Genomic DNA, 24,875 nt, shown 5'->3' on the forward strand with positions numbered 1-24,875 from the left:
CACTTGGAACACGATACTAGATTAAAGAACATTAAAATAGGTTTATCAGGAAATGGAGTAGTACCGATTTCTCTTGATGCTGGATTGGTGACCGGCAGCCACCCTCTTTCCCAATGGATGGCGGATAAATTCAACCATAACTTTGATGAATATGATAAAGCTATTGACTCGGTTTATAATCAAACCCACGTTGGCGGTTCGCACTATCATCACTTGTTGGACGGGCAACATGACATTTTGGGCGCGTTCAGGGCAGCAGGCCAAGTTAAGGCTGATGATTCTTTCGTTAGGGAGATTCTTGAAGCAGGGGAACATTTATTTAGGGATACAATGTCAGTATCAGGCATTAACCCATTCTTTTCGTTAACAGGGGAGCAATTCGATAAGCTCGCCGAGATTGCTCAATCCTTTGGAATTTCAAAGCCATTTCTTGCAGACGCCTTGACAGTGAATGGCCCGGAATTGTTGGGTGGGATAATGGCGATATTATCCTCCGTCATCCTGGGGAAAAAACTCGATCCGTCCCGCATATCAAAACTTTCAGGCGCGTATATTTGTTCATCTCTGGCAAGCGGCAACCCTTTTCTTTTTCCAATCGCGGCTGGAGGGTTGGTTTATTCTATCATCAAAGCGGAAGATAAGAAGGCTGCTTTGATCCAAGGCGGAAAGGGAGCGATCGTATCCGGCGGCGCCCTTTTGGTTGGAGGAATTGTCGGCGGCCCTGTATGGATTGGCTGTATCGCTTCTGTTGCTGCGGCAGTGGCACTCAATTATGCAATTGATGATCCGAAAAAGACCTTCGAACGGATGCATGCCATCATTAAACCGGCTGCATCCACACTCCGTAGAGTATCTTTATCATTATAAGAGGTGTGAAAAATGGACTTTTCATATAAAAATGAAATACTTTCACTTAAAGCTTTTGAACAAACTTTTAAAGAATTAAAGGAAGTAAATCCCGAGGTTGGGAATAATATCGAAGCTTCTCTTAGGGCGAGCGTCGCCGAGTCACATCAACTAATTGAACAAGCGAACTCAATCCCGGAGCTGCACCTAGCTCTATTAAAAGAACAAACAACTATTCAGGCACAGAACTCACAGTATCTTTCCATTACCGACGAAATCAACCAAAAAAAGATTGTCCTATTGGAGTTCAAGCCGAAAGTTTACCATGAATTCATGGATGAGGTTGAGTCAGAGATCGGAAGGTATTTTTCAAGAAAGGCACAAGTCATTTCCGCGGAAATCAAAACAGATGGATCCTGGTATAGCGGGTTAAGGGATTCAGCGAAGAAAGGCGGAGGTTCGTTAATTAATGCTACAATCAAAGGCATTAATACAGTAACGAAAGAATTCAATAAAAAAGAAATTTTCAGCGACGATATCAAAGTCGACTCACAGACGATTGTAGAAAGACTATTGGCAAAACATCTCGACAATAAAGAAGTTTCCAAAGATATTGGCGAAATTTTTACAAGAGCCTCAAAATCTTATGAAAAAAAATGGTCTGAAAAAATAATGGCATCAAGACCAAACTTAAAAAGGCTTTCCGCATTTTCACTTGCCCACTCTTCCATTTCAGCTTTAAAATTGAACTTTCAGCTTGGAGCAACCGAACAGGTTTTAGCAACAAGTATCGGGGCTGCTATTATTGGGGTGGCTAGCCTGGCAGCGGGCTGGCACACACTGACCTACGCTATGTTAACCGTTTTTCCGCCATTAGCAGTTTTTGCCGCAATCGTGACGATAGCAACTGGAATTTTAACAAAGGAAAAGGCAATTGAGAAAAGGCAGGCCGAAGCAAAGGAAGCCATCAACCGCTATTATCAATATTTTATCCAACAATTATATACTTACAAAATGCCTTCACTTGGGTATAGAAGTATTTCTTTGTACATGGAGGAAGTTGGAGAAAACATTGTAGCAGCCGCCCTTAAAGAATGGGAAAAGGGCTACTTCGAAAATATTTCCCTCGAACACTTCAGGTCACTGAATCAGGCATTTGTTACCCATTTAATGTATGTAAATGAAGCGATTGATGAACTGGACTAAGTAAAAAAGGTATACCCGCCAAAGTAGATTGGCGGGTATTTTTTAAATTATACATACCGTTACCCTTAAACGACCACTCCTGTACGCAGTGAACCACCAGATCCGTCCATTGCTCCCCTGCTTCACCGCTTTACTTCAACCGATACTCGCCTTCCTCCTCAACAATGGTTAGACCCGCTTTAGGCTCAAGGCGGAAGGTAAATGGCTGCTGGGCATTCCGTGTAACAATTTCCCTGAGCCGCCGCGCCTTGTCCATCTTCCTAAGAAACAAACAATGCTTAATCTCCAAATCGAAAACATGCCCATAACTCATGTAAACCCGTGTGCCGTCTCCATTCAACGGCTCGGTTTTCTCAATATGCATCAGTGACAGCCACAAACAATCATGCCGGCCATACGCCTTCGTCGGCAAAAGGAAAATCCCGAACTGAGCATTGATCGTAAGCGGCAGCATCTTGCATCCCTTCCCAAGCAGCAACTTCGACCCGCGGATTGCACCAACCAGGCTGGATCCAAGACCAACCAACGTCGAATCAATGATTTTATGCGGGGGCTGGGCAATAAACAATTTCTTCTTCCCATCAAGTACCCAGGTCCCCTTTCTCCCATCCTCATAATACTCTTCATAAAATCCAACCGTCTTCGCATAAATCCGATACTCAGGCCAAATAACCAATCAAACTCCCCCTATTAGTTGCATTATTTTCCAAAAGGGGTATACTAACTAATAGTTGGTATACCCAACCGCATAAGCCCTCGGGACAGTCTCCCCAGACATTCTCCCGCGGGTTTTGTCTTGCCAAAACTATGTCATTTACAATTTCCCCGAATATGTAAAAGACACCATGAATCCAACGCGCTGCCCTACCGTCCAAAATGGAAAAGGAACGATCATGCCGTTTTCTTGGTGTCTGTATGAGTGAGGGGAACCTGCCGCCTGGTGTCTGTCTTTCGGAGTCATCGAGGTTCTTCAAATCAAAGATGCTATCTGCTTCAGCATATGAGCGTGTCATTTCCTTTATGGAACAGAAGGTCAGCCGAAAAGCATCCCTCCTCCCCACCATTATTATCGGTTAAAATAAATTTCAAGTAAATTCAATTTTTTCCTAATTCTGTGGTAAACAACTATTCGCATTACATGGGTTAATATCCTAGAAAAACCAACTATTGCCAATAACTCATGATATCTGTATACTATTACCTTTAATCCCCAAAAAGGTCAAGCTCCCTGGCAACCCAACCACCCCAAAGCCCTTCAGTCCTATATATCTACTCTAAAAAGCACAAATAATTATCTTTAAAGAACAAAAAGTCGATTATTACAATATTTTGTCATCTTCACAAAATGTTCAATCTATTTCGTTCTTTTTGGAAAAATTGGCCAACGCACCCTGCCGCCACACCGCAAAAAAAGCACCTACGCCCCCGTCACAGCGTATTTGGCGCACAAACCTGACCCGCGCTTTAGACACCTTAACAGAAAAAGATGGTGCATCACCGCACCATCTTTTGTTATCTCTTATTACTTTTCGGGTCAAGGGCATCGCGGAGCCCGTCACCAATAAAATTAATGCATAATACCGTTAAAAGAATCAACAGACCGGGCGGTATCCATGCACTTGGGCTATTTCGTAAAATACGTAAGCTTTGTGCTTCGGAAATCATATTCCCCCATGTAGGTGTTGGCTGGGGAATCCCAAAGCCAATAAAGCTAAGTCCTGATTCAATAATGATGTAAGTAGCCATCATTAACGTTGCATTTACCACAATCGGCCCAATGGCATTAGGGATAAAGTGCCTTAAAATGATTCTCATATCACTGGCGCCGATTGCCCTCGCTCCGAGCACAAATTCCTGTTCCCTTAAGGAAAGGAAGGTTCCCCGAATAATCCTCGTTAGATTTGGCCAAGCCGTAAGGGCAATGATTGTAACAAATATCCCGATTGTCACCCTTTCAAGTAGAGCGACAATGGTTAAACATAGAACAAGGAAAGGCAACATTAACATCATGTCTGTAAACCGCATGATGACAGCGTCTATTTTACCGCCATAGTATCCCGCAATCGAGCCTAACGTTACACCAATGATAAGAGTAAAAATCATCGCACTAAATCCAACAATAAGGGAGATTCGGCCTCCATACAATAAACGGGATAGGATATCACGGCCGGAACTATCATTCCCTAATGGATGGTCGGCGCTTGGCGGTCTTTCAATCAATAATAGATTCGATTTTGTCGGGCTATGGTCGGTTAAGAGGGGTGCTGCGGATACGGCCACTACGATTAGAAAAAGGATGATCACCCCTGCTACGGCAAGCTTATTTTTCATAAAACGCCGTAAGGCAATTTTAAAAGGGCTTTTCCCTGATTCCACTGTTTTCGGTACATCGGTCAAGGGAGTTTCCAAAGTTTCCTCAGTATTCGGTTGCAACGTTATCACCTCAATCGTAGCGGATTCGTGGATCTACAATACTATAAAAAATATCGGCCAATAAATTTCCTACTAATATTGTAAACCCAAGCAGGAGATTAATAGCCATAATAACCGGGTAATCACGGTTTCCAATTGAATTGATAAATAAAGTACCTATACCCTGGTATTGGAACACTCCTTCGGTAATAACAGCCCCGCTTAATAAAGCACCAATTTCAAAGCCTAAAAGGGTAATGATCGGAATTAAAGCATTGCGGAGGGTATGTTTGTAAAGGACATTTTGTTCGGTCATTCCCTTTGCTCTTGCTGTTCGAATATAATCGCTTGATAAAACATCAAGCACTTCAGAACGCATAAAGCGCATATATGAAGCCGTTCCACCCAACCCAAGCGTTAATCCTGGCAAAATTAAATGGCTCAGTTTATCTTTGAATAACTCGAAGCCCTCCAAGCCAGGCTGTGAAACCGACCCATGTGAAGGAAGCCAGCCGAGTTTTATAGAAAACAGGTAAATAGCCACTAGCCCAAAGAAGAAGTTCGGAACGGCCAGGCCAAAAAATCCAAAGGTAGTCGCGGCATAGTCAAATGGCGAATATGGATTTCGCGCAGAATATATGCCAATCGGTATTGAAACAATAATTGTAATAAAAAGAGTAAAAATACCGAGGTAAAACGTATTTGCGAGCCGATCGCCAATCAATGCCGATACATCACGCCCTCTATAAATAAACGACTCTCCAAAATCCCCCTGAACGACGTTTGTCAACCAATGGAAATATTGAACCGGTACCGGATCATTTAACCCCAAAGCTTCCCTTTGCCTTTCAAACACTTCCGGGTCGATGTCAGGATTCATTAACCTGCCTGTAAGAGGATCACCTGGCGCGGCCTTAATTAGTCCAAATACAATAATGGTCAGGGCGATGAGCATCGGGATAAATATAAGAATTCGTCGAATGATATATTTGTACACTATTCCCCCTCCATTCTATTGGGTATTGCATTAGAATAGTTCAGCTACGGCGTACTTCATGAAAGAGTATGTCCATACATCCTCGTCCGCGCTTCCACTTATTGAAAAGAAAAGCGTTCGGCGTTAGCCCGAACGCTCTTCCTGTCAATCTACTTACTCTGTTACATACCATAAATGAGGATCATTTATGAATGTAGATGGCAATACACTGATGCCTTGCAGGCGCTTATTATGTGCCCAGATGCTATTTTGTGCATACAGGAGGAGAGACGGCATATCTTCTCCGAATAATACTTGCCAGTCACTGTATACTTTCTTCCTGTAATCCTGCTCAAACGCATCAGGTGGCTTAACCGCTTCTTTTAATAACTTATCGGAATCCGGATTGATCCAGCGCTGATAGTTGTATCCGGAAGTTGAAGCCCACAAACCGCTCGGATCCGGATCCGTACTGCTCAAGCTCCAGCCCATCAGGTAAAGATCCCAGTCCTGGCTATTATTTTCAAGGTCCTCAAAGTAAGCTGCTGTTTCCTTAGGCTGGCGGAGCTCGATATCGATACCAACTTCCTCAAGGAACTCAACAATAATCGGGGCAGACCGCTCACGAATTTGGTTGCCGGTTGGGTAGTTCATATTAAGGACCCATTTATTCCCTTGTGGATCTTCACGGAAGCCATCTCCGTCCTTATCCACATATCCTGCTTCATCAAGTAACTCTTTCGCTTTTTCGGGATCGAATTTATATTGGTTTGGCGTTTCTCCGTCATAAGCCCAGAACTGTGTGGCGATTGGTGAATTTTGCACAGAACCGCGCCCGTAAAGCAAACCATCGATGATACCTTGGCGATCAACAGCGTAAGCAATTGCTTGGCGCACTTTCTGATTTGACAGCTTCTTATTTTCAGTCCATTTTGAAGGATCTACTGCAGTATCACCCTTCGCGCGGTGGTTCATCATCATTCCCATAATTTGATATCCAAAATCCGGCTGTTCAATCAATTTTACATGTTCCATATCAGCTACTGTTTCATAGTCGGCTGGCTGTACTCCGTTCGGATCGGCTACAAAATCAATTTCACCTTTTTCCAGTAATCCCAAGATAACCGCTTGGTCAACAATTTTCCAAACGACACGATCTAGTTTAGGCTCCCCTTTCCAGTAGTCAGCATGCTTTGAAAGTACATATTGCTCCCCTTCAACCATTTCGGTAAATTTGAATGGACCGGTGCCAACAACCTCATTTGGATTACGTGAGGCTGGAGCTTGTGGAATGTCCGCAATTGGGATATCTTTGAAAACGTGCTCAGGAATAATTGGAAAAGCTGCATCCGGAAGGGCCATCACGTTCGGCTGGGCAAATTTAAATGTTACAGTATGTTCATCACCTGCCACCACACCTTGGAATTCCTGGGTTTTACCCGTCGAGAATTCCTCGTAGCCCAATAATCTTTCAACGTAGTTTACACGCACGCCACCTGCTTCTACGTAGCCAGGGCTGGCAAGTGTCTTATACGTGAACACGACGTCATTAGCCGTGAATGGTTCACCATCGTGCCACTTTACCCCTTCTTCCAACTTAAATGTAACTTCCGTCTGATCATCGTTGAATTCCCACTCTTTTGCCAGGTTTGGAATGAATCCAAGATTTTCATCTTGAGAAAGCAAACCTTCATGTGTAAAGGAAAGGATATTACTTTCATACGCTTCTGTGTAGAAAATAGGGTTAAATAAACCGGTAGGCGCGGTATCCATAACTCCAGTAATCGTCCCGCCTTTTTTCGGTTCGCCCTTTGACTTGTCATCATCACCAGATGCGGGCTTTTTCCCTGAACAAGCGGCAAGGACTCCCAACACAAGTACAAAACTTAGCAAAAGCAGCCAACTTTTCCTCCTCTTCAATCCAACCACCCCTTTATTTTTTTAAAAACCTGATCAAACGGAAGCACGATTAGGAGCACCACCCCCTATAAGGAACCGCACTATTCAAAACACGATTCCATATACTTATTCGTACAAATGGCAGGCCACATAATGCCCATTTCCAACCTCGGTTAACTCCGGACGAACCAGTTCACAACGTTCATGTGCTTTCGGGCATCTGGTCCGGAATGAACAGCCGGAAGGCGGATTGGAGGGGCTTGGCAAGTCTCCCTTTAAAATTATTTTTTGTCTTTTATGCCGGACATCTGTAGACGGAACGGAAGATAATAATGCTTGTGTATAAGGATGGAGCGGCTTTTCATAGATGGATTTCTTAGGAGCAATTTCAGCTATACGGCCTAAATACATAACAGCAACCCTGTCACTAATATGCTTTACGACACTTAAATCATGGGCAATAAACAAGTAGGTTAAATTAAATTCATCCTGCAGGTCGGCCATTAAATTCAACACCTGCGCCTGGATGGAAACATCTAGCGCCGAAACCGGCTCGTCGCAAATAACAAATTTCGGATTAAGGGACAATGCCCGTGCAATGCTTATCCTCTGGCGCTGGCCGCCTGAAAACTCATGCGGATATTTTAAGCGGTCATCCGGGCGTAAACCGACTTTTTCTAAAAGATCGATCGCTTTGTCCCGCCGTTCGGCCCTTGATAATTTTGTTTGGACGACTAACGGCTCTTCAATTAGTTCTTGGACACTCATTTTAGAATTTAAAGATGCGTAGGGATCCTGGAAAACGATTTGCATATCACGGCGGATTGGGCGAAGCTGTCTATTTCCCAGCGTTGATATATCCTGATTTTCAAAAAGGATTTCCCCTTCTGTCGGAGCAAGCAGCCTTAAAAGAACTCGGCCTAAGGTTGACTTCCCTGAGCCGGACTCTCCAACTACCCCAAGCGTTTCACCTCGCAGGACATTCAAGGAAACATCATCCACGGCCTTTACATATCCTACTGTTTTTCTTAAAATGCCGCCCTTAATCGGAAAGTACTTTTTTATATTTTTGGCTTGCAATATATAATCCTGGCCAATCTTTGTTTCTGCCTTCTCAATCACAGACACCGCTTCAGCCTCCTTATTCGTACAAATAGCAGCGGACGTTATGTCCAAGTTCCACACTTACTAACTCGGGATTCCGTTCCCTGCATTTTGGCATTGTATGCGGACACCGGTCAGCAAATCGGCACCCAACTGGAAAACTGTGCGCGGGAGGAACGGTCCCTCTGATCGCCCCAAGCCGCTCAACCTCTTTTTCAAGGCTTGGCAAGCTATCCAGCAATCCAACCGTGTAAGGATGTTTTGGCTTTAAAAAGAGCTCATCAACTGTTGTTTCCTCGACAATCTGTCCTCCATACATGACCATGACGCGATCGGCATACTCTGCTACAACCCCTAGATCATGCGTAATCAGCAATACAGACATATTGAATTTCCGTTTCATTTCATCCAAAAGATCGAGGATTTGCGCTTGGATTGTCACATCAAGAGCCGTAGTTGGTTCATCCGCAATGAGTAATTTCGGGTCGCATGAGATAGCTATGGCAATCATCGCCCTTTGCCTCATCCCTCCGGATAACTGGTGCGGGTATTCGTCCATCGTTTCTTCAGCCCTCGGGAATCCAACGATTTTTAGAAGCTCCACAGCCTTTATGTATGCCTGCCGCTTCGATATTTTTTTATGTTTCATGATCGTTTCCATGATTTGATTGCCAATTGTAAATACCGGATTCAGCGCTGTCATAGGTTCCTGGAAAATCATCCCGATCTCCCTTCCGCGAACCGTTGCCATTTGTTTATCTGAAAGCTGAACCAAATCCTTACCTGAAAAATGGATTATTCCATCTTCAATCTTTCCCGGTTTTCCTATTAGCTTCATAATCGATAAAGAGGTGATGCTTTTTCCACTCCCAGACTCCCCAACTAGAGCAACTGTTTCTCCTGGCGCGATGAAAAAATCAACCCCATCTACTGCTTTTGCTATCCTCTTGTCTTCTAAATAAAAATAAGTCTTTAGATTTTTCACCTCTAATAATGCATTTTCAGCCATTCGCTTCACCCCGACTTTAGTTAAGTAATAGTTAGGTACCCTCAGAAAAAAGAGCCCTCCTGCCTGATATACCTAATAAATTTTCAAAAAAAGAGTCGTTGTATTTAATTGCAATAATAAATACGCACAATTTTCTGAATAATAAATTATCATAATTGTATTACTAAATTATCACAAAATAAACAATTTTACGAATTTTGTGTTAAAATTTCATTAAATTTTTTTGTCATCTGGACTATTTTCCTCGTGGATATTCATCTATGGAGCAACTTAAAACCACACATATTTGGCTCGTTTTTACCTAAAAATCGCTGAATTGCGAGTCCTCCAACCTCCCCCTCAAATCGCCATACAAAAGAATTTATCGGCTCCATAAAACGCAAAAAAGGAAGCAGGGTTCCCTGCCTCCTTCTTTGCTATTTCAAATCCTCAATCGAATCAATATCAACATATTCCGGAACGACCAAACCATTTTTTGTTCCTTTAAGGTTTAACCCAAGGTCAACAACGTCGTCCTTGTAGGTATTATAGTATTCCTTATGGGTGCTTGGCAGCCAGGCTGCGACCATCGCATCGGAACTGCCATTGGCTACCCCGGCAAACATTGGACCGACTTCGACTTGGCTAAGCCTTACGCTGTAGCCATTCTGTTCGAGCACCTTGCCGATGACATTCGTGCTGGCGATTTCTGTATCCCAAGCCACATAGACAAGGTTGATTTTTTCGCCATTGCCTTTCTGTGCCCCATTTGTCCACTCCGCTACTTTATCCGGATTTTCAGCGATCCATTTTTCGGCTGCTTCTTCAGGACCCATTCCTTCTTCGATAGAAACCATGACTGCTTCCATATCGCTCGTTTCCCAGGAAAATTGATCCAGGATTTTATAGGCGCCCGGAGCGTCCTGCTCGAGGCCTTTTCTAACGATTGTATGGATTCCTTCAGATCCACCGAATACGCCTTTCGGGTCATCCAGATATTTTAAGTCAAACTTTGAAAACATCCAATGCGGTGACCAGCCTGTAATAATAATCGGCTTCTTATTCTTATATGCTTTCTGCAATTCAGCAACCATTGCAGCCGATGAACCTTCAACAACTTTCCAATTGTCCAGTTTATATTCATTAACCGCATTGCTCGCCTGCGCCATGATGCCAGCCCCCGGTTCAATCCCGGTAATTTTATAATTGGTTTGGGCGCCGATCCCATTCGCATTCCCTGGCGCCGCCTCTTCCTTGGTAAAAGCTTGCACAAGCAAAGTGCCAACAACCAGCAAGGCTACTAGCGCAGCAACGTATCTTCCCTTCACGATATGCCCGTATGCCGGCTTGCGCAGATTTTGCGTGAACCGGTCAAGGATAATTGCGATAAAAACAATTGATAATCCAGCCTCGAACCCTTGCCCTACGTTAATTTGGCTGACAGCACGGTATACATCCGCGCCAAGGCCCGGTGCCCCAACCAACGAAGCCGTAACAACCATCGACAAAGCGAGCATTATGCTTTGGTTAACGCCGGCCAACATCGTCGGTGTGGCCAATGGGAGCTGGACTTTCAGCAATTTTTGGCTCCTTGATGAACCAAACGCATCCGATGCTTCAATCAGATCCCTCGGCACTTCCTGAATCCCAAGGTTTGTCATCCGGATCGTTGGCGCAATCGCGAAAATAAACGACGCGATAATGCCCGGCACGACCCCGATTCCAAAAAACAAGATCGAAGGAATCAAATAAACGAACGCCGGCATTGTTTGCATGAAATCCAAAACAGGCGTAACGATCCTTTGCACAGTTTTACTTTGGGCGCACCATATTCCAATCGGGATACCGATCAGGATTGTCAGAAATCCCGACACCAACACAATCGCAAGTGTCTGGATCGCTGAATCCCAGTACCCGAGATTATCAATCAGAAGCAAACTCACCAATGTAAAAATTCCTAACGGCCATCTGCTCGTATAGGCGACTAAAAGCGCCAATACAAGGATGACCACGATTGGTGGTCCAGCGCTCAATACCCCAACGATAAAATCCAATAACCCATCGATTGTAGCCGTAATGAATGTAAACAAACCCGCAAACGCTACAGTAATCCATTCAACTAGTGAATCGATCCATTTTCCAAGGGGAATTTTCGGCATATTCATGTGGTTATTCCCCCTCCATTTCGTTCAAGGAGTCCTTATTTCCGGCTAAAGCGCCAATGACAGCTCCCCGGACAATAATCCCCTTGATTCTATTCTCTTCATCGACGACGGAAAGTGGCAGGCTTGAAGTTGCCATCGTGTCCATCAAATCGGCCAATAATGTATCTTCGGCAACCGTTGGAATATCGGTTGTCATCACGTCCGCAATCGGCTGGTTCTGGTCGATTGCCTGCCGCGCTTGTTCCGCGGTCAATGCCCCAAGCAGTTTTCGGTGGCGGTCCACGACAAATATGCTGGAATACCCTTGCTTCCGCATAATTTCAAGGGCAACACGCGGCCCCCGGTCGACACTGATTCTCTCCGGCCGCTTCATCACATGCGAAGCCGTCAATACCTTCGACAAATCGACATCCTCAACGAATTTTTCAACAAATTCATTGGCAGGCTGCATCATGATTTGTTCCGGAGTCCCCAGCTGAATGACACTGCCGTCTTTCATTAACGCAATCCGGTCCCCGATCCTTAACGCCTCATCCAGATCATGTGTAATAAAAATGATCGTTTTCTTGTATTGATCCTGAATTTCAATCAGCTCATCCTGCATATCTTTTCGGATCAATGGGTCAAGGGCACTGAAGGCTTCATCCATTAAAATAATATCCGTATCACTCGCAAGCGCGCGGGCAAGGCCGACCCGCTGCTGCATCCCGCCGCTCAGCTGTGATGGAAACTGGTTTTCGTAGCCCTTCAACCCGACACTCGCCAGTGCCTTCATTGCTTTTTCGCGCCGTTCCTCGACAGGGACATTCTTGATTTCCAGGCCATACTCCGCATTCTCCAAAATCGTCTTATGCGGGAACAGGGCGAAATTTTGAAACACCATGCTGATTTTTTTCTGCCTGACTTCCCTCAACCGGGCTGCATTCATCTTGACGATGTCCTCACCGTCGATTAAAATCTCGCCAAGCGACGGGTCGATCAGCCTGTTGAACATTCGGATCAACGTCGATTTCCCGCTTCCCGACAACCCCATGATCACAAATATTTCGCCAGGGTATATTTCGAAATTGACATTATTCACGCCAACCGTCTGGCCTGTCTGTTTTAAAATTTCTTTCTTTGTTTTGCCTTGCTTCAATAACTCAATTGCTGCTTTAGGCGATTTTCCGAAAATCTTGGAAACATTCCTTACTTCTACTATGGGATTCATACGTCACCTCATTCTGCAAAATTGCCCATATCACATTCAGTTTTGCCAATTTTTATCGTTTTATTGCCTGGGTTAGGTAAAATAACTCCAATTAAGGGGAATTGTTATTAAGCGGCAACTTATTTGGGGACAAAGAGTTGTTACCTTGGAAAGACCTATACTACTATACACGAGATGAAATGAAATATCACGTACTACGCATAATTAATATCGATAAAACCCTTAAATTGATGGCTACAGTCTCAAAACAGATTGTGTTCAGAAAATCCGCCATCAGCGACGCCTGACGGAATTTCCGTACATTTACGGAGGCAAAATATACCCGCGGGATAATTTTCTATGAGCCGCCCCATTATGTTGTTTAGAATGAACTTCGAGCGGGTAAACCCCAAATAGAATGTGAAGTATGTTACAATAAATTATATTAATAACTTTCTTTGACGCAGTGTCAAAGGGGAGTAGCTTGAATTGGACATCCAATTTCAATAAAGTCGTCATTCCATGATTATCTAATCATCGGCTTTATTGGCATTCAACTGATTGCTAGCGAGACCTTTGCCTTTATGGCAGGGGTCTCGCTTTTTTTTGTGTAGCCCGCGCCAATTCTGATTAGCAATTGGCAGCAGATCTATAGAAAAACCATCTTTGAAGGCCCAAAAATAAAAGGGACGAATCCAGAAAGGAGTACAATCATGAACTATTATCAACAGAGTAAGGAAGAAGTACTGAAGTCCGTCCAATCTTCGGGGGACGGGTTAACGAAAGAGAAAGTCCGAACCCGTCTTGAAAGAGACGGCTATAACGAAATTAAGGATAAGGAAAAGGTTCCGACATGGAAACTTTTCCTCGAAACATTTAAAGACCCAATGGTCATTGTTTTGCTAATTGCCGCGGGTGTACAAGTAATTCTTGGCGAAATCGTCGAATCTCTCATCATCCTGCTTGTCCTGGTCTTGAATTCGATTATTAGCGTCGTCCAAACGAAAAAAGCGGAAGGGTCGCTTGAGGCTCTTCGCAATATGTCTGCACCTGAAGCAAAAGTCATCCGGGATGGAATAAAGCAAACAATCCCCGCAAGGGAACTTGTCCAAGGCGATATCGTCTTACTCGAAGCCGGTGATTACGTTCCAGCAGACGGGCGTATTTTGGCCAGTGCATCATTGAAAGTAAATGAAGGAATGCTGACAGGGGAATCCGAAGCAGTCGAAAAACATACAGACTCCATACCTGAAGAGGCACCTCTAGGGGATCGAAAAAATATGGTATTTAGCAGTTCTCTTGTTGTTTATGGCCATGGACAGCTCGTTGTCACCGGGACAGCTGAAAGGACCGAAATCGGGAAAATCGCAGACATGCTTGCCACTGCCGAAGCAAAACAAACGCCGCTTCAACGAAAGCTGGACGCTTTCAGCAAAAAGCTTGGCATTGCGATTCTATTTTTATCTATCTTTATTTTTGCCTTGCAGGCCGTCCGGATTTGGCTAGGCGATGAAGCTGTCGATACTGGTACCGCCCTGCTTAATGCGTTAATGTTCGCAGTTGCTGTTGCCGTCGCCGCCATTCCGGAAGCATTATCAGCCATTGTCACAATCGTCCTTTCTGTCGGAACGAATAAAATGGCAAAACAGCATGCGATTATCCGCAAACTGCCGGCTGTTGAAACGCTTGGGTCCGCAAGTGTCATCGCAACGGATAAAACCGGAACGCTGACTAAAAACAAAATGACAGTCACGGATCACTTCATTCCGGGAACTTCCGCGAAACCACTGAAGGAAAATCCCCAGGAATGGAATGATTCGGAACGAATGCTCGTCAATATCGCCGCATTATGCAATGACTCATACATCAATGATGACGGCAAGGAAGTCGGCGACCCAACAGAGGCAGCGCTCATTCAGTTCGCCAATAATAACAATCAGGACTATGATGAGCTTCGCCGCACCTATCCGCGTCTTGCCGAAATGCCGTTTGATTCAGACCGAAAATTGATGTCAACGGTCCATAAAATTAACGGCCGACAGCTGATTTTGACAAAAGGCGGACCGGATGTGATGTTTGGCCGCGCAAGCCATGTGCTTATCGATGGCACAGAAATGCAATTGACAGATGAGAGGCTGAAGCAATTTATACAGGCTAACGAACATTTCTCCAACCAGGCTTTACGTGTTTTGGCATATGGCTACAGGGAATTGGGAGACGGCAAAACCGACATTGACGAAAGCGATGAAAACAATCTTGTGCTCGTCGGATTGACAGCGATGATCGACCCTCCACGCGATGAAGTGTATGAAGCGATTCGAAATGCGAAGAGTGCCGGCATCAAAACGGTTATGATTACAGGGGACCATAAAACGACGGCCCAGGCGATTGGCCGGGACATCGGCTTAATGGATGAAGGGGATATAGCCCTATCAGGACAAGAACTTGACGCCATGTCCGACGAAGAACTTGATAAGGAACTGGAACGCGTATCGGTCTATGCCCGCGTTTCGCCTGAAAATAAAATCAGGATCGTCCGTGCTTGGCAGAGAAAAGATAACGTCACTGCCATGACCGGCGACGGTGTAAACGACGCTCCGGCATTAAAACAGGCGGATATTGGCGTGGCGATGGGGAGCGGTACGGATGTCGCAAAGGATGCTTCGTCCATGATCCTCACCGACGATAACTTTGCATCCATAGTTAAGGCTGTCGGCGTCGGCCGGACGGTTTATGAAAATATTAAAAAAGCGATCAGCTACTTATTCGCGGGCAACCTTGGCGCCATCATCGCGATTCTTTACGCAGTCGTCTTCAATCTGCCGAATCCATTCACTGCAATCCAATTGCTTTTTATCAACCTTGTGAATGATTCACTTCCCGCGATTGCGCTGGGCACGGAAAAACCTGAACCAAATGTGATGAAAAAGAAACCGCGCGATCCGAATGAAGGGCTGTTTGCAGGGGGGACATTACAGGCAGTAGCTATCCGGGGCATCTTGATCGGGGCAGCGGTTATCTCTTCCTTCTATATCGGCTTGCAGCACTCAAGCTGCAAACTTTTGCTGCCCGTTCCAATACCCAAACCGCGATTGGAGCCGGGTTCTTTAGCAACAAACCGGTCATTGCCGCAGTCCTGTTGGGATTCGTCCTTTACGGATTCACAGTCCTTCCATTTACAAGAGAAATCTTTGCAATCCCGGCACAATTCGGCTGGAATGACTTTCTAGTCGCAGCTGGCCTTGCAGCCGCGTCAGTCGTTCTAATGGAAATCTTCAAAGTCATTCGAAATAAAGTACAAGGATCAAATTGACGCAAATAATCCAAAGGGACGGACCTTCACTTCATTCGATTCCTGAATGAAGCGCGGAACCGTCCCTGCTTCATTCCTATCTTAATGTAATTTTATTTTAACGTTCACCAAAACCGATTTAGATAAAAACTTTATGATGAAAGCGCTTTAGAGTTTTCTGAATAAACAAATATCATTTGACTATATCGAGGATAAATTATATTATAATAACAATTGTCAGTTATTTTTAGCAGCTATTAGTACCAGCTATACAATTTAGCACTTTTGAAAGTGAAATTTTCAGAAAATTTCAACAAACGCATTTAGGAGGCAAAATCACCAATGAAACCATCAACAAAGAAATACTTGATCGACCGAATGTACAAAGCTTCACAAGGGCTTGCCAACGCGGTCCTCGTTACACTCGGAATCGGTCTGCTCATTGAATCGTTAGGAACCTTTACCGGCTGGGAAGGGTTTTATACAATCGGAAAAGCAACACAGCTCATGCTTGCCCCGGCACTTGGCGCAGGGATCGCCTACCAGCTTGGAGGCAATACACTTGTCATCTTCAGCGCGATGGCTTCAAGTACAATCGGGGCCAGTGCCGTTCAGCTTACGGAAGATGGCGGGGTTACGCTCGTAACCGGGCAGCCGCTGAGTGCTGTTTTAGCCGCCGTCATTGCTACATGGGTAGGAAAAAAAGTAACAGGGAAAACAAAACTCGACATGATGGCCATTCCATTTTCTGCTGTATTTGTTGGTGGGGTTTCCGGAGTATTCCTCGCAATCATCACAACTCCGCTGATTAACTGGCTAAGCGCGCAAATTGCCTCATCGGTTGAAGGTTCGCCTATTTTAGGGCCAATGGTCATTTCGCTTATCTGGAGCATTTTCCTTATGTCACCTGCATCGTCCGCGGCGATTGCAATCGCGCTGCAACTTGACCCAGTTTCCAGCGCTGCCGCGTTAATCGGCTGTACCGTTCAGTTTGCCGCGTTCACGGCAATGTCGTACAAACAAAATGATGTTGGAGCGAATATCGCACAATCGCTGATTACACCAAAGGTTCAATTCCCTAACCTGGTTAAAAACCCGCGATTGGCGATTCCTCCATTTATCGCGGCCATCATTTGCGCCCCGATCGCAACAGTCATTTTTGATTTTAAAGTGTCTTATAAACTGGCTGGCCTTGGCTTGAATTCCTTGATTGCGCCGATTAACATTTTGGCGGAGCAAGGCCCGGTCGTCCTGGCAATCTATATTGCGGTTGGCGTTATCCTGCCAATCATTATTTCACTGGCGATTTATAAACTAATTAGCCTAAAAGGTTGGGCAAAAGCTGCCGACTTAAAGATGGAATTGCAATAGTGGCCGTTTCCACCCATGCAAAAAGGGACGGTTCTTGTTTGCCGATAAGCAAACCGGAACCGCCCCTTTTTTTGAAAAATACAGTATAAAGAGTACTGGAGCACGCCAACCCGCTACAGCGGTACCGCAATCCTCTTCTTCTCTTTAAAATAAACCCACTCCGTAAAGCCGATTTCCTTCAAACGTTTCCGCACGAATTCAAATTCGTCCCCTACCCGTTCGGGATCGTGGGCGTCTGAGCCAAACGTGACCGCCACACCATAATGCCTGGCGACTTCCAATATTTTGTCGGAAGGATACCAGCCGCCGCAATCCTTTGTTTTTCCGGAAGTGTTAATTTCAATGGCGACATCCTCTTCGCCAATGATTTTGAGAGTTTTTTCAATGGCATTCGTCTCGATGGATGAAAAAGATGGATAAAATCCCTTCATGGCGTCGATGTGCCCAAGGATTTGGAAAAGGCCGCTACGTGCCGATTGTTCAATCAATGAATAATAGGCTTCCTTCACCCGTACTTTTTCACTTTTTGAAAGTCCATCCCACCGGTCCTTTTTAAAAATGCTCACATCCTCCACATAATGAACCGAACCGATAATATAATCGAAAGGATATTTGTTTAAAAAGCTTCTGTAAACTTCCAAATGTTTTGGAAAAAAGTCTGCTTCCACTCCCAACAATACATCAATTTTCCCAGCGTATTTCTCTTTTAACTGCAAAACTTCCCGAACGTAACCCTCAAACTCGCTCTTCCCCATCGTGATTCCCGGATATGGCCGGTCCTCCTCTTCCGCGAAATAAGGGGAATGATCGGAAATTCCAACCGCTGTCAGTCCTTTTTCAATTGCCGCTTCAATATAGCTTTGAATATTCCCGCGCGCATGGCCACAGCGGTCGTGGTGCGTATGTAAATCGAATAGTACGGAAGGTCTTGATTCACTCACAGCAAAATCCCCCTAATATCGTTTAAAAGCCAAAACAAAGCCCTATTTCCTTTTCCCCAAAAAACCAAAGAGATATCCCTTTATCTATAATTCCCCTAATTTCGTCACCTGTCCAGTTTCATGAAAAAAAGGAAGCGCACAATTTTTTTATCATTAAAAGGTTTAAAACGAAATAAAAATGGGTAAAGGGAAAACTCTAACCTAAAAGCCCAGGGTTATAGAATTAGTCCGGACGTAATCAACTTCACTTATGGAAAAAAATGCGGAAGGAGGAACAGTTGATGAGATACACTGATCCAAATGAATGCATTTATTGCGGGGAACAACTGAACATATGGGAAAGCACAAGAAGCTACTGTTGGGATTGCAGTGAAAGGACTTCCCCTGAAGCTTTTCACGAACAAGATGAAATTTGAATAGACGAATGACATTGAGAAATGCCGTACCTTGGTGCGGTTCTTTTTTTTTGGAAAAATTGGCCCATGCCATCAAGCATCCAGCCCCAATCAGTCCACCTACACGACCAGTCGCCTTCTCCCCTAAAATACAAAAATCCGACACGACTTAGACATCATCCCGCAACAATTAAAGCAACATTTACCATGAAAACAATGTGATAATAGTGGTAACAAAGAGCGAAAGGATGCTTCGCATGGAAACGACATTGCACGAGATGCTAAAAAAACGCCCAGGGATGAGCATACTTCAACTAAAGAGAGCCCTGCTCGCACAACAAAGGAATGGGTACGCCCATATTGACGCCGATATTGCCACCCTCGAACTTTCACAGCCATTTACATATGAATACACACGACTGAGCTCATCTTATTAATGAAGAATAAGGGACGGTCCCTGGTTGCCTTGGCTAACCGGGAACCGTCCCTTTTCACTTTCCAATTAAGCAGTACCGCTTGCCTTAACCGATATCCACTCCAGCGCGTGAGAATGCTGCAGCTTCCAGGATGGACATACCTTGCGCCTCGGCAGCCTTAGCCACTTTTTCTGAAACTTGCGGGGCAAGTTTCGCAGGAGCAGCATAGGACATTTCCCTTGCGCGCGCAGAGTTTCTACGCTCGAACGGTCCCCAGATTGCAAAGGTTTTTCCTGGATCCTGAATATTGAGGAAAAGTGTATTTCCATCCGGAGAGAAGGTTGGGCCAGCCAATTCAGAATCACTTAAGCGGTTGGCAGCAAAAACATAGACGTTTCCTTCCGGGGTAATTCCAAGCAGCCGGTCTTGTCCGGAACCATCTTCCGCGATCCAAAGGTCGCCCCACGGAGTCATGCAGATATTATCTGGATATTCCATGTCCTTGGCGTCATTTCCTTCATAGAACAGTTCCAATGTATTTGTGTGAGGAATATAACGGTACACGCGTCCAAGTTTTTTCTCGCCGGCTGATGTATCATCGAACCAGAAAACTCCGCTTTGGAAGAACGCTCCTTCTAGTCTGGAGAATTCAATGCAGTTTTGCGCCTTTGCATCCTCGCGGCAGAGATGAGGATTAACTTCTTTCCAAACGATTTGGAATGTTTGCCCTGTTTTAAACGTACTAGCCGATGGATCTGTTACTGCTTCAATCGCCGCCGCATAAAGCTTACCGCCTTTATGCAAGGAGCCGACTGTTTGGCTTGTGTCATTTGGAATGAAACGGTATAAGTAGCTTGGGCTGGCATCTTCAGTTAAGTATACATACCCAGTCGATGGGTCGATGGCACATGCTTCGTGTGAGAAACGGCCCATTTCCTTGATTGGAGTTCTGGACAATTCGTTCTCCGGCTGTGCTGGGTCAACCTCAAATACATAACCATGTGTTGCCGAACGCGTTTCTTCACAAGTCAGCCACGTTCCCCATGGGGTCGCCCCGCCAGCACAATTCCGGATTGTCCCGGAAGATGTCACATATTCTTTGATTACATCACGATTCACGTCTACAACGAGAGCCGTTGTGCCGCCTGCAGCCAGTGGATCATAAGGATTTTTTCCAACTACAGGATGTTTTGCACTTGTCCCCAATTCATGGTTGCGAACGAGAATGGTTGTATCATTTGGTCCTTCAAAAGCAGCCATTCCATCAAATGCTCCAGGGATTTTGCTTCCGTCTGTCATCCGTTCGCCTTCCTTGGAAATAATTTTGTATTGGAAGCCTTTTGGAAGATCAAGAATCCCATTTGGGTCTGGAACAAGAGGACCATAGCCGCCAAAGCCGCTGACAGTATTCTCGGTTTTATCCGCCAAAACTTTTGAACCAAGTGTGAGAACACCCGTTGATCCAAGAGTCAAAGCAAGTGTCCCCATTCCTCCAGCCTTCAGAAAATCCCGTCTGTTCAAGCCATTTTTGGTAGTTTGATTAGTATCCATCGAATATGTATCTCCTTTGCAAATATATTTTGAAACTCAAGTTTAGAATAATCTGCGTATTTGAACAGATGGTGACAACCTTGTAAGGGTTCAGTAAAAAATTATTAAGATCTGTAAACTAGGTTTGCGAGGGTTGCAAAGCACGAATAACGTTAATATACCAACGTTTAGTATTCTCGGAAGCTCCTCTTTTTCGCGTGAAAATCACAGAAAAACCCTAGTTTTCACTATATTGTTGTAACAATTTTAATACTATTTTTACTATTCTTTACACTCGTTTTATAAACATTTGCCTGTCATTTCACTATAATCAAGGTGTTTACATAACCAACTTCAAAAGGGACAAAAAGCCTTTATTAAAAAAGGAACGCATTTGCTCCCAAGACTTACTAATAATTAATTGGAGGTGTAGTCCTTGCTTCAAAACATCGGTATCCCAGGATTAATACTGGTTCTTGTAATTGCTTTAATTATTTTTGGACCATCTAAATTGCCTGAATTAGGGAGAGCGGTTGGATCGACCTTAAAGGAATTTAAAAAATCTACCCGTGAGTTGGTCGCTGACGAAGAACAAACAAAAGAGAAGAAAATGTTACCTGAAGAAAAAAGCATTTAGCCGAAATAAAGAAGATGTAAGCGACAATTTGTGCTTACATCTTCTTTTTACTGGTGCATTAACAGGAGGAGGCAGTGGAAATGCAAGAAAAAGATATCCATCTTATTGGGCATTTGGAAGAACTACGCCGACGTATCATCATAATAATATGCGGCTTTATCTTGTTTTTAATCGTAGCAATGATTTTTGTGTCTGATTTGTATCGCTGGCTAATCAGGGATCTTGATGGAAAGCTCGCGATTTTGGGCCCAAGTGATATTTTATGGGTTTACATGACCTTATCCGGTGTGTTTGCCATTGCATGTACCATTCCCCTGGCTGCCTATCAAACTTGGAAATTCGTTGCCCCCGCATTGAAAAACGAAGAGAAACAAGTCACGCTTAGGTTTATCCCAGGTTTATTTATATTATTTATTCTGGGGATTTGCTTTGGATATTTCGTTCTCTTTCCAATCGTGTTGGGTTTCCTTACAAGCCTCTCTGCTGGGGAATTCGAAACAATGTTTACAGCTGAAAAATACTTCGCGTTTATGATTAACCTAACACTCCCGTTCGGGTTTATATTTGAAATGCCGCTCGTGGTCATGTTTTTAACGAGATTAGGAATCCTGAATCCGGCAAGGCTAAAGAAAGCCCGAAAAGTTTCCTATTTTGCTTTGGTCGTCTTGTCCATTCTGATAACGCCGCCAGATATCGTCTCGGATTTTTTAGTCATTGTTCCCTTACTAACGCTTTACGAAATCAGTGTATCTCTTTCCAATTTAATTTATAAAAAAAGAATCAAGGCTGAAACAGCTATGCAGGTCCAATTGGATAGCTGACCTGTTTTGCCTGCTTAAATGAAGTGGAATGCCTTGAAATCCGATTTCAATTTTCCGCTAAAATAGCTTATGCCTAATTGTACGTTTAATGATAATGCCAACGGGAAGAGGACTATGTATCAACTTTTCAGGAGGGATTATCTGATGGAAAACCGCTCACAGGAAACTGGTGCAAGTAAAGCTCCAGCAGAAGCCCGATTAAAACTGGCCGCTACCGCCATGGCCAGCAATATGAAACTCCATGCAACCAAAAATGGCGGGGAAAAGGGTTCGACAACTACCGTTGACCAGGAAACCGCAAAGAAAATCATTGAACAATGGCCAGCCACATCAAAAATGGCCGCCCAAAACACAATGGACTTTTATGGGCCCCCAAACGAAGCAACTCCAAGCAAATTAATCTGGTATAAGAACGGACCTTGGAAACGGACAATTGCCTACCGCGACGAGGTCCCTCATGATTTTCCAGAACCGCACACCGACGTGCTTGAACAATTCATCGATTATCATGTGCCAGCCGATAAGGTAGGCCTGGTCGCCCAGCTGGAAGGGAGCATTGTAATCGACCGGACAAAAGGCGAAGTTTCCGTCCACTGCGACAACGAAGGCGCAAATACATTGTCTTTGAACATGATGCACGAAATTGTTACAGGAAAACGGACCCCACAAGAAGCGAGGGAGTTCATCGCAAAGGAAATTGTTGAGTATATCATGGGACGCCCTGCCCCCTATGCGGAAAAATTCCAATTTGAATTGCCTCAAGGGGAACAATGGGACACCGATGAAACAATCGTGCATGACGTCGCACTTGACCAAGCCCTTTCCAAGGTGAAACAAACTTTAGGGCTGGATAAAAACTAAGAAGGAACTACGGATCCAATCGTTTTAGACGTTAAAAATGCCTGCCCTTTTGCATTACGCAAACTGGAACAGGCATTTTTTACGTATTTTGAGCATCACTATAAGTTGTCGTGGACCCATTGCTTTGTCTCACTATTTCCATTCTTGAATAAAATGTTTTGTTTTTTTTGGCTAAAAATGTTTCATTACTGAATTTGCCTATCATGCTGGTTTGACTCAATATACCCACCTTTCCCTGGCAGCGAACCCGGTACTAACAATCCGCTCCTTTCCATATTCTTATGATAAGGAAACAGTAAGAAAGGGGGTAACTATGTTGGCAAAAATTAGGGTAAGGCTGCAGCCGCTTGTAAGGAATATTAATTTACCGACTGTGTTGAAAACTGCGTTCTTACCAGGTGACTCCGTTGAACGATTATTCATCGCCACCCAGGTGGGGGAGATTTTTTACATAGGAGACGGAGGCTTACGGACGTTTTTAGACATCCGCCAGCGCATTATTAAGCTGGGCCATAAGGGTGGCGAGTATGACGAGCGGGGGCTGGTGGGGCTCGCGTTTCATCCCCAATTTCGCACCAATGGCCTCTTTTATCTTCACTATTCAGCAGCCGGCACACAAGGGCCCGGCGCGCTTACTGAAGAATTTCATCCCGATCCATGCAACCCGGGGACGTTGAACCTAAGATGGACAAACAGAGAAACGCGCTTTGACCATATTGATACCGTTGAAGAATGGATGGTGCCAGCGAATGGCATGCCGCAGAAACGGCGCACTTTACTGAATATACGGAGGCCTTTTTTCAATCACAATGGCGTCAACAGCCTGAACTTTTCGCCCGAAACAGGCAAACTTGTCTTCACAACCGGGGATGGCGGCGCAGGCTATGACCCATTCAATCTCGCCCAGGACGACATGGAAATCGCCGGTAAAATCATTGAAATCGATGTAAGTAAAACCACACCCGTCACCAACCCACCTGTCGTCACGCGCTTCAATGAACTGCCGCGGCCAATACAGGAAACGCTAACAGTAATCGCCAAAGGGGTCCGGAATATACCAGGCATTTCATATCAGCGGATCGGGCAGCAGTTTATCAAATATGTCGGTAATGTCGGACAGGATTTCGCGGAATCCATCTTTTCATTCGTTCAGTATCAGCCAATCCCGGTCACCCGGCTCGTTGAAGCCACCCAAACGAACACTGAGATCGGCCAAAGCAGGCTAATTAACTTCGGCTGGCGCGGATGGGAAGGCGCGTTTCCAACCCCGGTGATAAAGGGCTGCCCCGGGAATCCCGGCTCCAACATGCATACATTCGCCTATTACAGCGATGCAGTAACAACATCCGAGAGGCGTATCCCGCCTTTAGTCACTTATCTCCACGATGATGCCCGCCCTGATAAATTCGCCGGGACCGCACTCACCGGCGTGCAAGCCTATATGGGGACTGCGATCCCCGCTTTAACCGGAAGGGTCGTGTTTATCGACCTGGCCCGCAAGAAAACCTCGCCTGTTCGAGGCGTTTTAGCTTATTCCCCTCCAAGAACCGACGGGAAACTAAATGAGTATACTGTCATTGAAACGGATAATCCTTTTGGCTCCCAGCCCGCTCACTATGTCAGCCTCGGAACGAACCTTAACCATACCCGGCTGTATTTAGGGGCTTATCGATCGATGAGCGTGATGAATTTAAACCAGGGCACCATTTTTGAAATTCTTTCCTGATAGACATTCCTCTTAAGACCAAAGCATATCCACTTATCAAAAAACTCTTCCAAAACAGGCGATCATCGCCGTTTTAGAGGAGTTTTTTGCTTATTAAAGC

The 24,875-nt window shown here is 44.7% G+C and carries 18 protein-coding genes, 1 pseudogene and 1 riboswitch; of the genes and pseudogenes, 9 read left to right on the forward strand and 10 right to left on the reverse strand.

Annotated elements, in window-relative coordinates; genetic code table 11:
* Positions 1–3 precede the first annotated feature (3 nt).
* Positions 4–867, forward strand: a complete 864-nt coding sequence (locus DRW41_RS10155) for a hypothetical protein (RefSeq protein WP_115451871.1) — start codon at positions 4–6, stop codon at positions 865–867.
* Positions 868–879: 12 nt separating this feature from the next.
* Positions 880–2,052: a hypothetical protein gene (locus tag DRW41_RS10160; protein WP_115451872.1), complete on the forward strand. Its 1,173-nt coding sequence runs from the start codon at positions 880–882 to the stop codon at positions 2,050–2,052.
* 130 nt (positions 2,053–2,182) lie between these two features.
* On the opposite strand, the gene DRW41_RS10165 is transcribed toward DRW41_RS10160, so the two are convergent.
* From DRW41_RS10165 to DRW41_RS10205, 8 genes are all read right to left on the reverse strand, one after another.
* The gene (locus DRW41_RS10165) at positions 2,183–2,728 is read right to left on the reverse strand and encodes a competence protein ComK (protein ID WP_115451873.1); all 546 of its coding nucleotides are present in this window, start codon (positions 2,726–2,728) and stop codon (positions 2,183–2,185) included.
* Between the two features lie 836 nt (positions 2,729–3,564).
* On the reverse strand, positions 3,565–4,383 hold the full coding sequence (opp4C, locus tag DRW41_RS10175; protein ID WP_115452063.1) for an oligopeptide ABC transporter permease: 819 nt from the start codon (positions 4,381–4,383) through the stop codon (positions 3,565–3,567).
* A 112-nt stretch (positions 4,384–4,495) separates the two neighbouring features.
* Entirely contained in the window at positions 4,496–5,461 is a 966-nt protein-coding gene (locus tag DRW41_RS10180; RefSeq protein ID WP_115451875.1) for an ABC transporter permease, read from the reverse strand.
* 153 nt (positions 5,462–5,614) lie between these two features.
* The gene (locus DRW41_RS10185; RefSeq protein ID WP_245959406.1) at positions 5,615–7,333 is read right to left on the reverse strand and encodes a peptide-binding protein; all 1,719 of its coding nucleotides are present in this window, start codon (positions 7,331–7,333) and stop codon (positions 5,615–5,617) included.
* A gap of 132 nt (positions 7,334–7,465) precedes the next feature.
* Positions 7,466–8,467, reverse strand: a complete 1,002-nt coding sequence (locus DRW41_RS10190; protein WP_115451877.1) for an ABC transporter ATP-binding protein — start codon at positions 8,465–8,467, stop codon at positions 7,466–7,468.
* A gap of 13 nt (positions 8,468–8,480) precedes the next feature.
* Positions 8,481–9,452 (reverse strand): ABC transporter ATP-binding protein, encoded by a 972-nt coding sequence (locus DRW41_RS10195; protein WP_115451878.1) that lies wholly within the window; start codon positions 9,450–9,452, stop codon positions 8,481–8,483.
* A 416-nt stretch (positions 9,453–9,868) separates the two neighbouring features.
* Positions 9,869–11,596 carry a glycine betaine ABC transporter substrate-binding protein gene (locus DRW41_RS10200; protein WP_115451879.1) on the reverse strand — a complete coding sequence of 576 codons (1,728 nt, stop codon included), beginning with the start codon at positions 11,594–11,596 and terminating at the stop codon, positions 9,869–9,871.
* 4 nt (positions 11,597–11,600) lie between these two features.
* Positions 11,601–12,806, reverse strand: a complete 1,206-nt coding sequence (locus tag DRW41_RS10205; RefSeq protein WP_115451880.1) for a quaternary amine ABC transporter ATP-binding protein — start codon at positions 12,804–12,806, stop codon at positions 11,601–11,603.
* Between the two features lie 441 nt (positions 12,807–13,247).
* Positions 13,248–13,413: riboswitch (yybP-ykoY riboswitch) on the forward strand.
* Between the two features lie 85 nt (positions 13,414–13,498).
* Between DRW41_RS10205 and DRW41_RS10210 the strand changes: the two are divergent.
* Positions 13,499–16,098 (forward strand): annotated as a pseudogene (locus tag DRW41_RS10210) (cation-translocating P-type ATPase).
* A 321-nt stretch (positions 16,099–16,419) separates the two neighbouring features.
* Positions 16,420–17,448, forward strand: coding sequence for a PTS sugar transporter subunit IIC (locus DRW41_RS10215; protein ID WP_115451881.1), 1,029 nt, complete (start codon positions 16,420–16,422; stop codon positions 17,446–17,448).
* 113 nt (positions 17,449–17,561) lie between these two features.
* Here the strand turns inward: DRW41_RS10215 and DRW41_RS10220 are convergent, their stop codons facing one another.
* Positions 17,562–18,389 carry a histidinol-phosphatase gene (locus tag DRW41_RS10220; protein ID WP_115451882.1) on the reverse strand — a complete coding sequence of 276 codons (828 nt, stop codon included), beginning with the start codon at positions 18,387–18,389 and terminating at the stop codon, positions 17,562–17,564.
* A 652-nt stretch (positions 18,390–19,041) separates the two neighbouring features.
* On the opposite strand from DRW41_RS10220, the gene DRW41_RS10225 reads away from it, so the two are divergent.
* Positions 19,042–19,221, forward strand: coding sequence for a hypothetical protein (locus tag DRW41_RS10225; protein WP_115451883.1), 180 nt, complete (start codon positions 19,042–19,044; stop codon positions 19,219–19,221).
* Positions 19,222–19,305: 84 nt separating this feature from the next.
* Here the strand turns inward: DRW41_RS10225 and DRW41_RS10230 are convergent, their stop codons facing one another.
* Positions 19,306–20,751, reverse strand: a complete 1,446-nt coding sequence (locus DRW41_RS10230) for an alkaline phosphatase PhoX (protein ID WP_115451884.1) — start codon at positions 20,749–20,751, stop codon at positions 19,306–19,308.
* A 415-nt stretch (positions 20,752–21,166) separates the two neighbouring features.
* On the opposite strand from DRW41_RS10230, the gene DRW41_RS10235 reads away from it, so the two are divergent.
* The 4 genes from DRW41_RS10235 (at position 21,167) to DRW41_RS10250 (ending at position 24,775) form a co-directional block, all read left to right on the forward strand.
* On the forward strand, positions 21,167–21,367 hold the full coding sequence (locus tag DRW41_RS10235) for a twin-arginine translocase TatA/TatE family subunit (RefSeq protein WP_115451885.1): 201 nt from the start codon (positions 21,167–21,169) through the stop codon (positions 21,365–21,367).
* Positions 21,368–21,447: 80 nt separating this feature from the next.
* Positions 21,448–22,188, forward strand: coding sequence for a twin-arginine translocase subunit TatC (gene tatC / locus DRW41_RS10240; protein ID WP_115451886.1), 741 nt, complete (start codon positions 21,448–21,450; stop codon positions 22,186–22,188).
* A gap of 144 nt (positions 22,189–22,332) precedes the next feature.
* Positions 22,333–23,049: a hypothetical protein gene (locus tag DRW41_RS10245; protein ID WP_115451887.1), complete on the forward strand. Its 717-nt coding sequence runs from the start codon at positions 22,333–22,335 to the stop codon at positions 23,047–23,049.
* 313 nt (positions 23,050–23,362) lie between these two features.
* Entirely contained in the window at positions 23,363–24,775 is a 1,413-nt protein-coding gene (locus DRW41_RS10250; RefSeq protein ID WP_439330864.1) for a PQQ-dependent sugar dehydrogenase, read from the forward strand.
* Positions 24,776–24,875 lie beyond the last annotated feature (100 nt).

Source organism: Neobacillus piezotolerans (genome assembly GCF_003362805.1).
Classification (GTDB): Bacteria; Bacillota; Bacilli; order Bacillales; family Cytobacillaceae; genus Bacillus_D; species Bacillus_D piezotolerans.

What these genes read in the sequence shown, in the direction of transcription:
- DRW41_RS10225 (WP_115451883.1), top strand. Translation starts at nt 19,042, where the DNA reads ATGGAAACGACATTGCACGAGATGCTAAAAAAACGCCCAGGGATGAGC.
- DRW41_RS10250 (WP_439330864.1), top strand. Translation starts at nt 23,363, where the DNA reads ATGTTGGCAAAAATTAGGGTAAGGCTGCAGCCGCTTGTAAGGAATATT.
- DRW41_RS10195 (WP_115451878.1), bottom strand. Translation starts at nt 9,452, where the DNA reads ATGGCTGAAAATGCATTATTAGAGGTGAAAAATCTAAAGACTTATTTT.
- opp4C (WP_115452063.1), bottom strand. Translation starts at nt 4,383, where the DNA reads ATGAAAAATAAGCTTGCCGTAGCAGGGGTGATCATCCTTTTTCTAATC.
- DRW41_RS10230 (WP_115451884.1), bottom strand. Translation starts at nt 20,751, where the DNA reads ATGGATACTAATCAAACTACCAAAAATGGCTTGAACAGACGGGATTTT.
- DRW41_RS10160 (WP_115451872.1), top strand. Translation starts at nt 880, where the DNA reads ATGGACTTTTCATATAAAAATGAAATACTTTCACTTAAAGCTTTTGAA.
- DRW41_RS10245 (WP_115451887.1), top strand. Translation starts at nt 22,333, where the DNA reads ATGGAAAACCGCTCACAGGAAACTGGTGCAAGTAAAGCTCCAGCAGAA.
- DRW41_RS10215 (WP_115451881.1), top strand. Translation starts at nt 16,420, where the DNA reads ATGAAACCATCAACAAAGAAATACTTGATCGACCGAATGTACAAAGCT.
- DRW41_RS10200 (WP_115451879.1), bottom strand. Translation starts at nt 11,596, where the DNA reads ATGAATATGCCGAAAATTCCCCTTGGAAAATGGATCGATTCACTAGTT.
- tatC (WP_115451886.1), top strand. Translation starts at nt 21,448, where the DNA reads ATGCAAGAAAAAGATATCCATCTTATTGGGCATTTGGAAGAACTACGC.
- DRW41_RS10205 (WP_115451880.1), bottom strand. Translation starts at nt 12,806, where the DNA reads ATGAATCCCATAGTAGAAGTAAGGAATGTTTCCAAGATTTTCGGAAAA.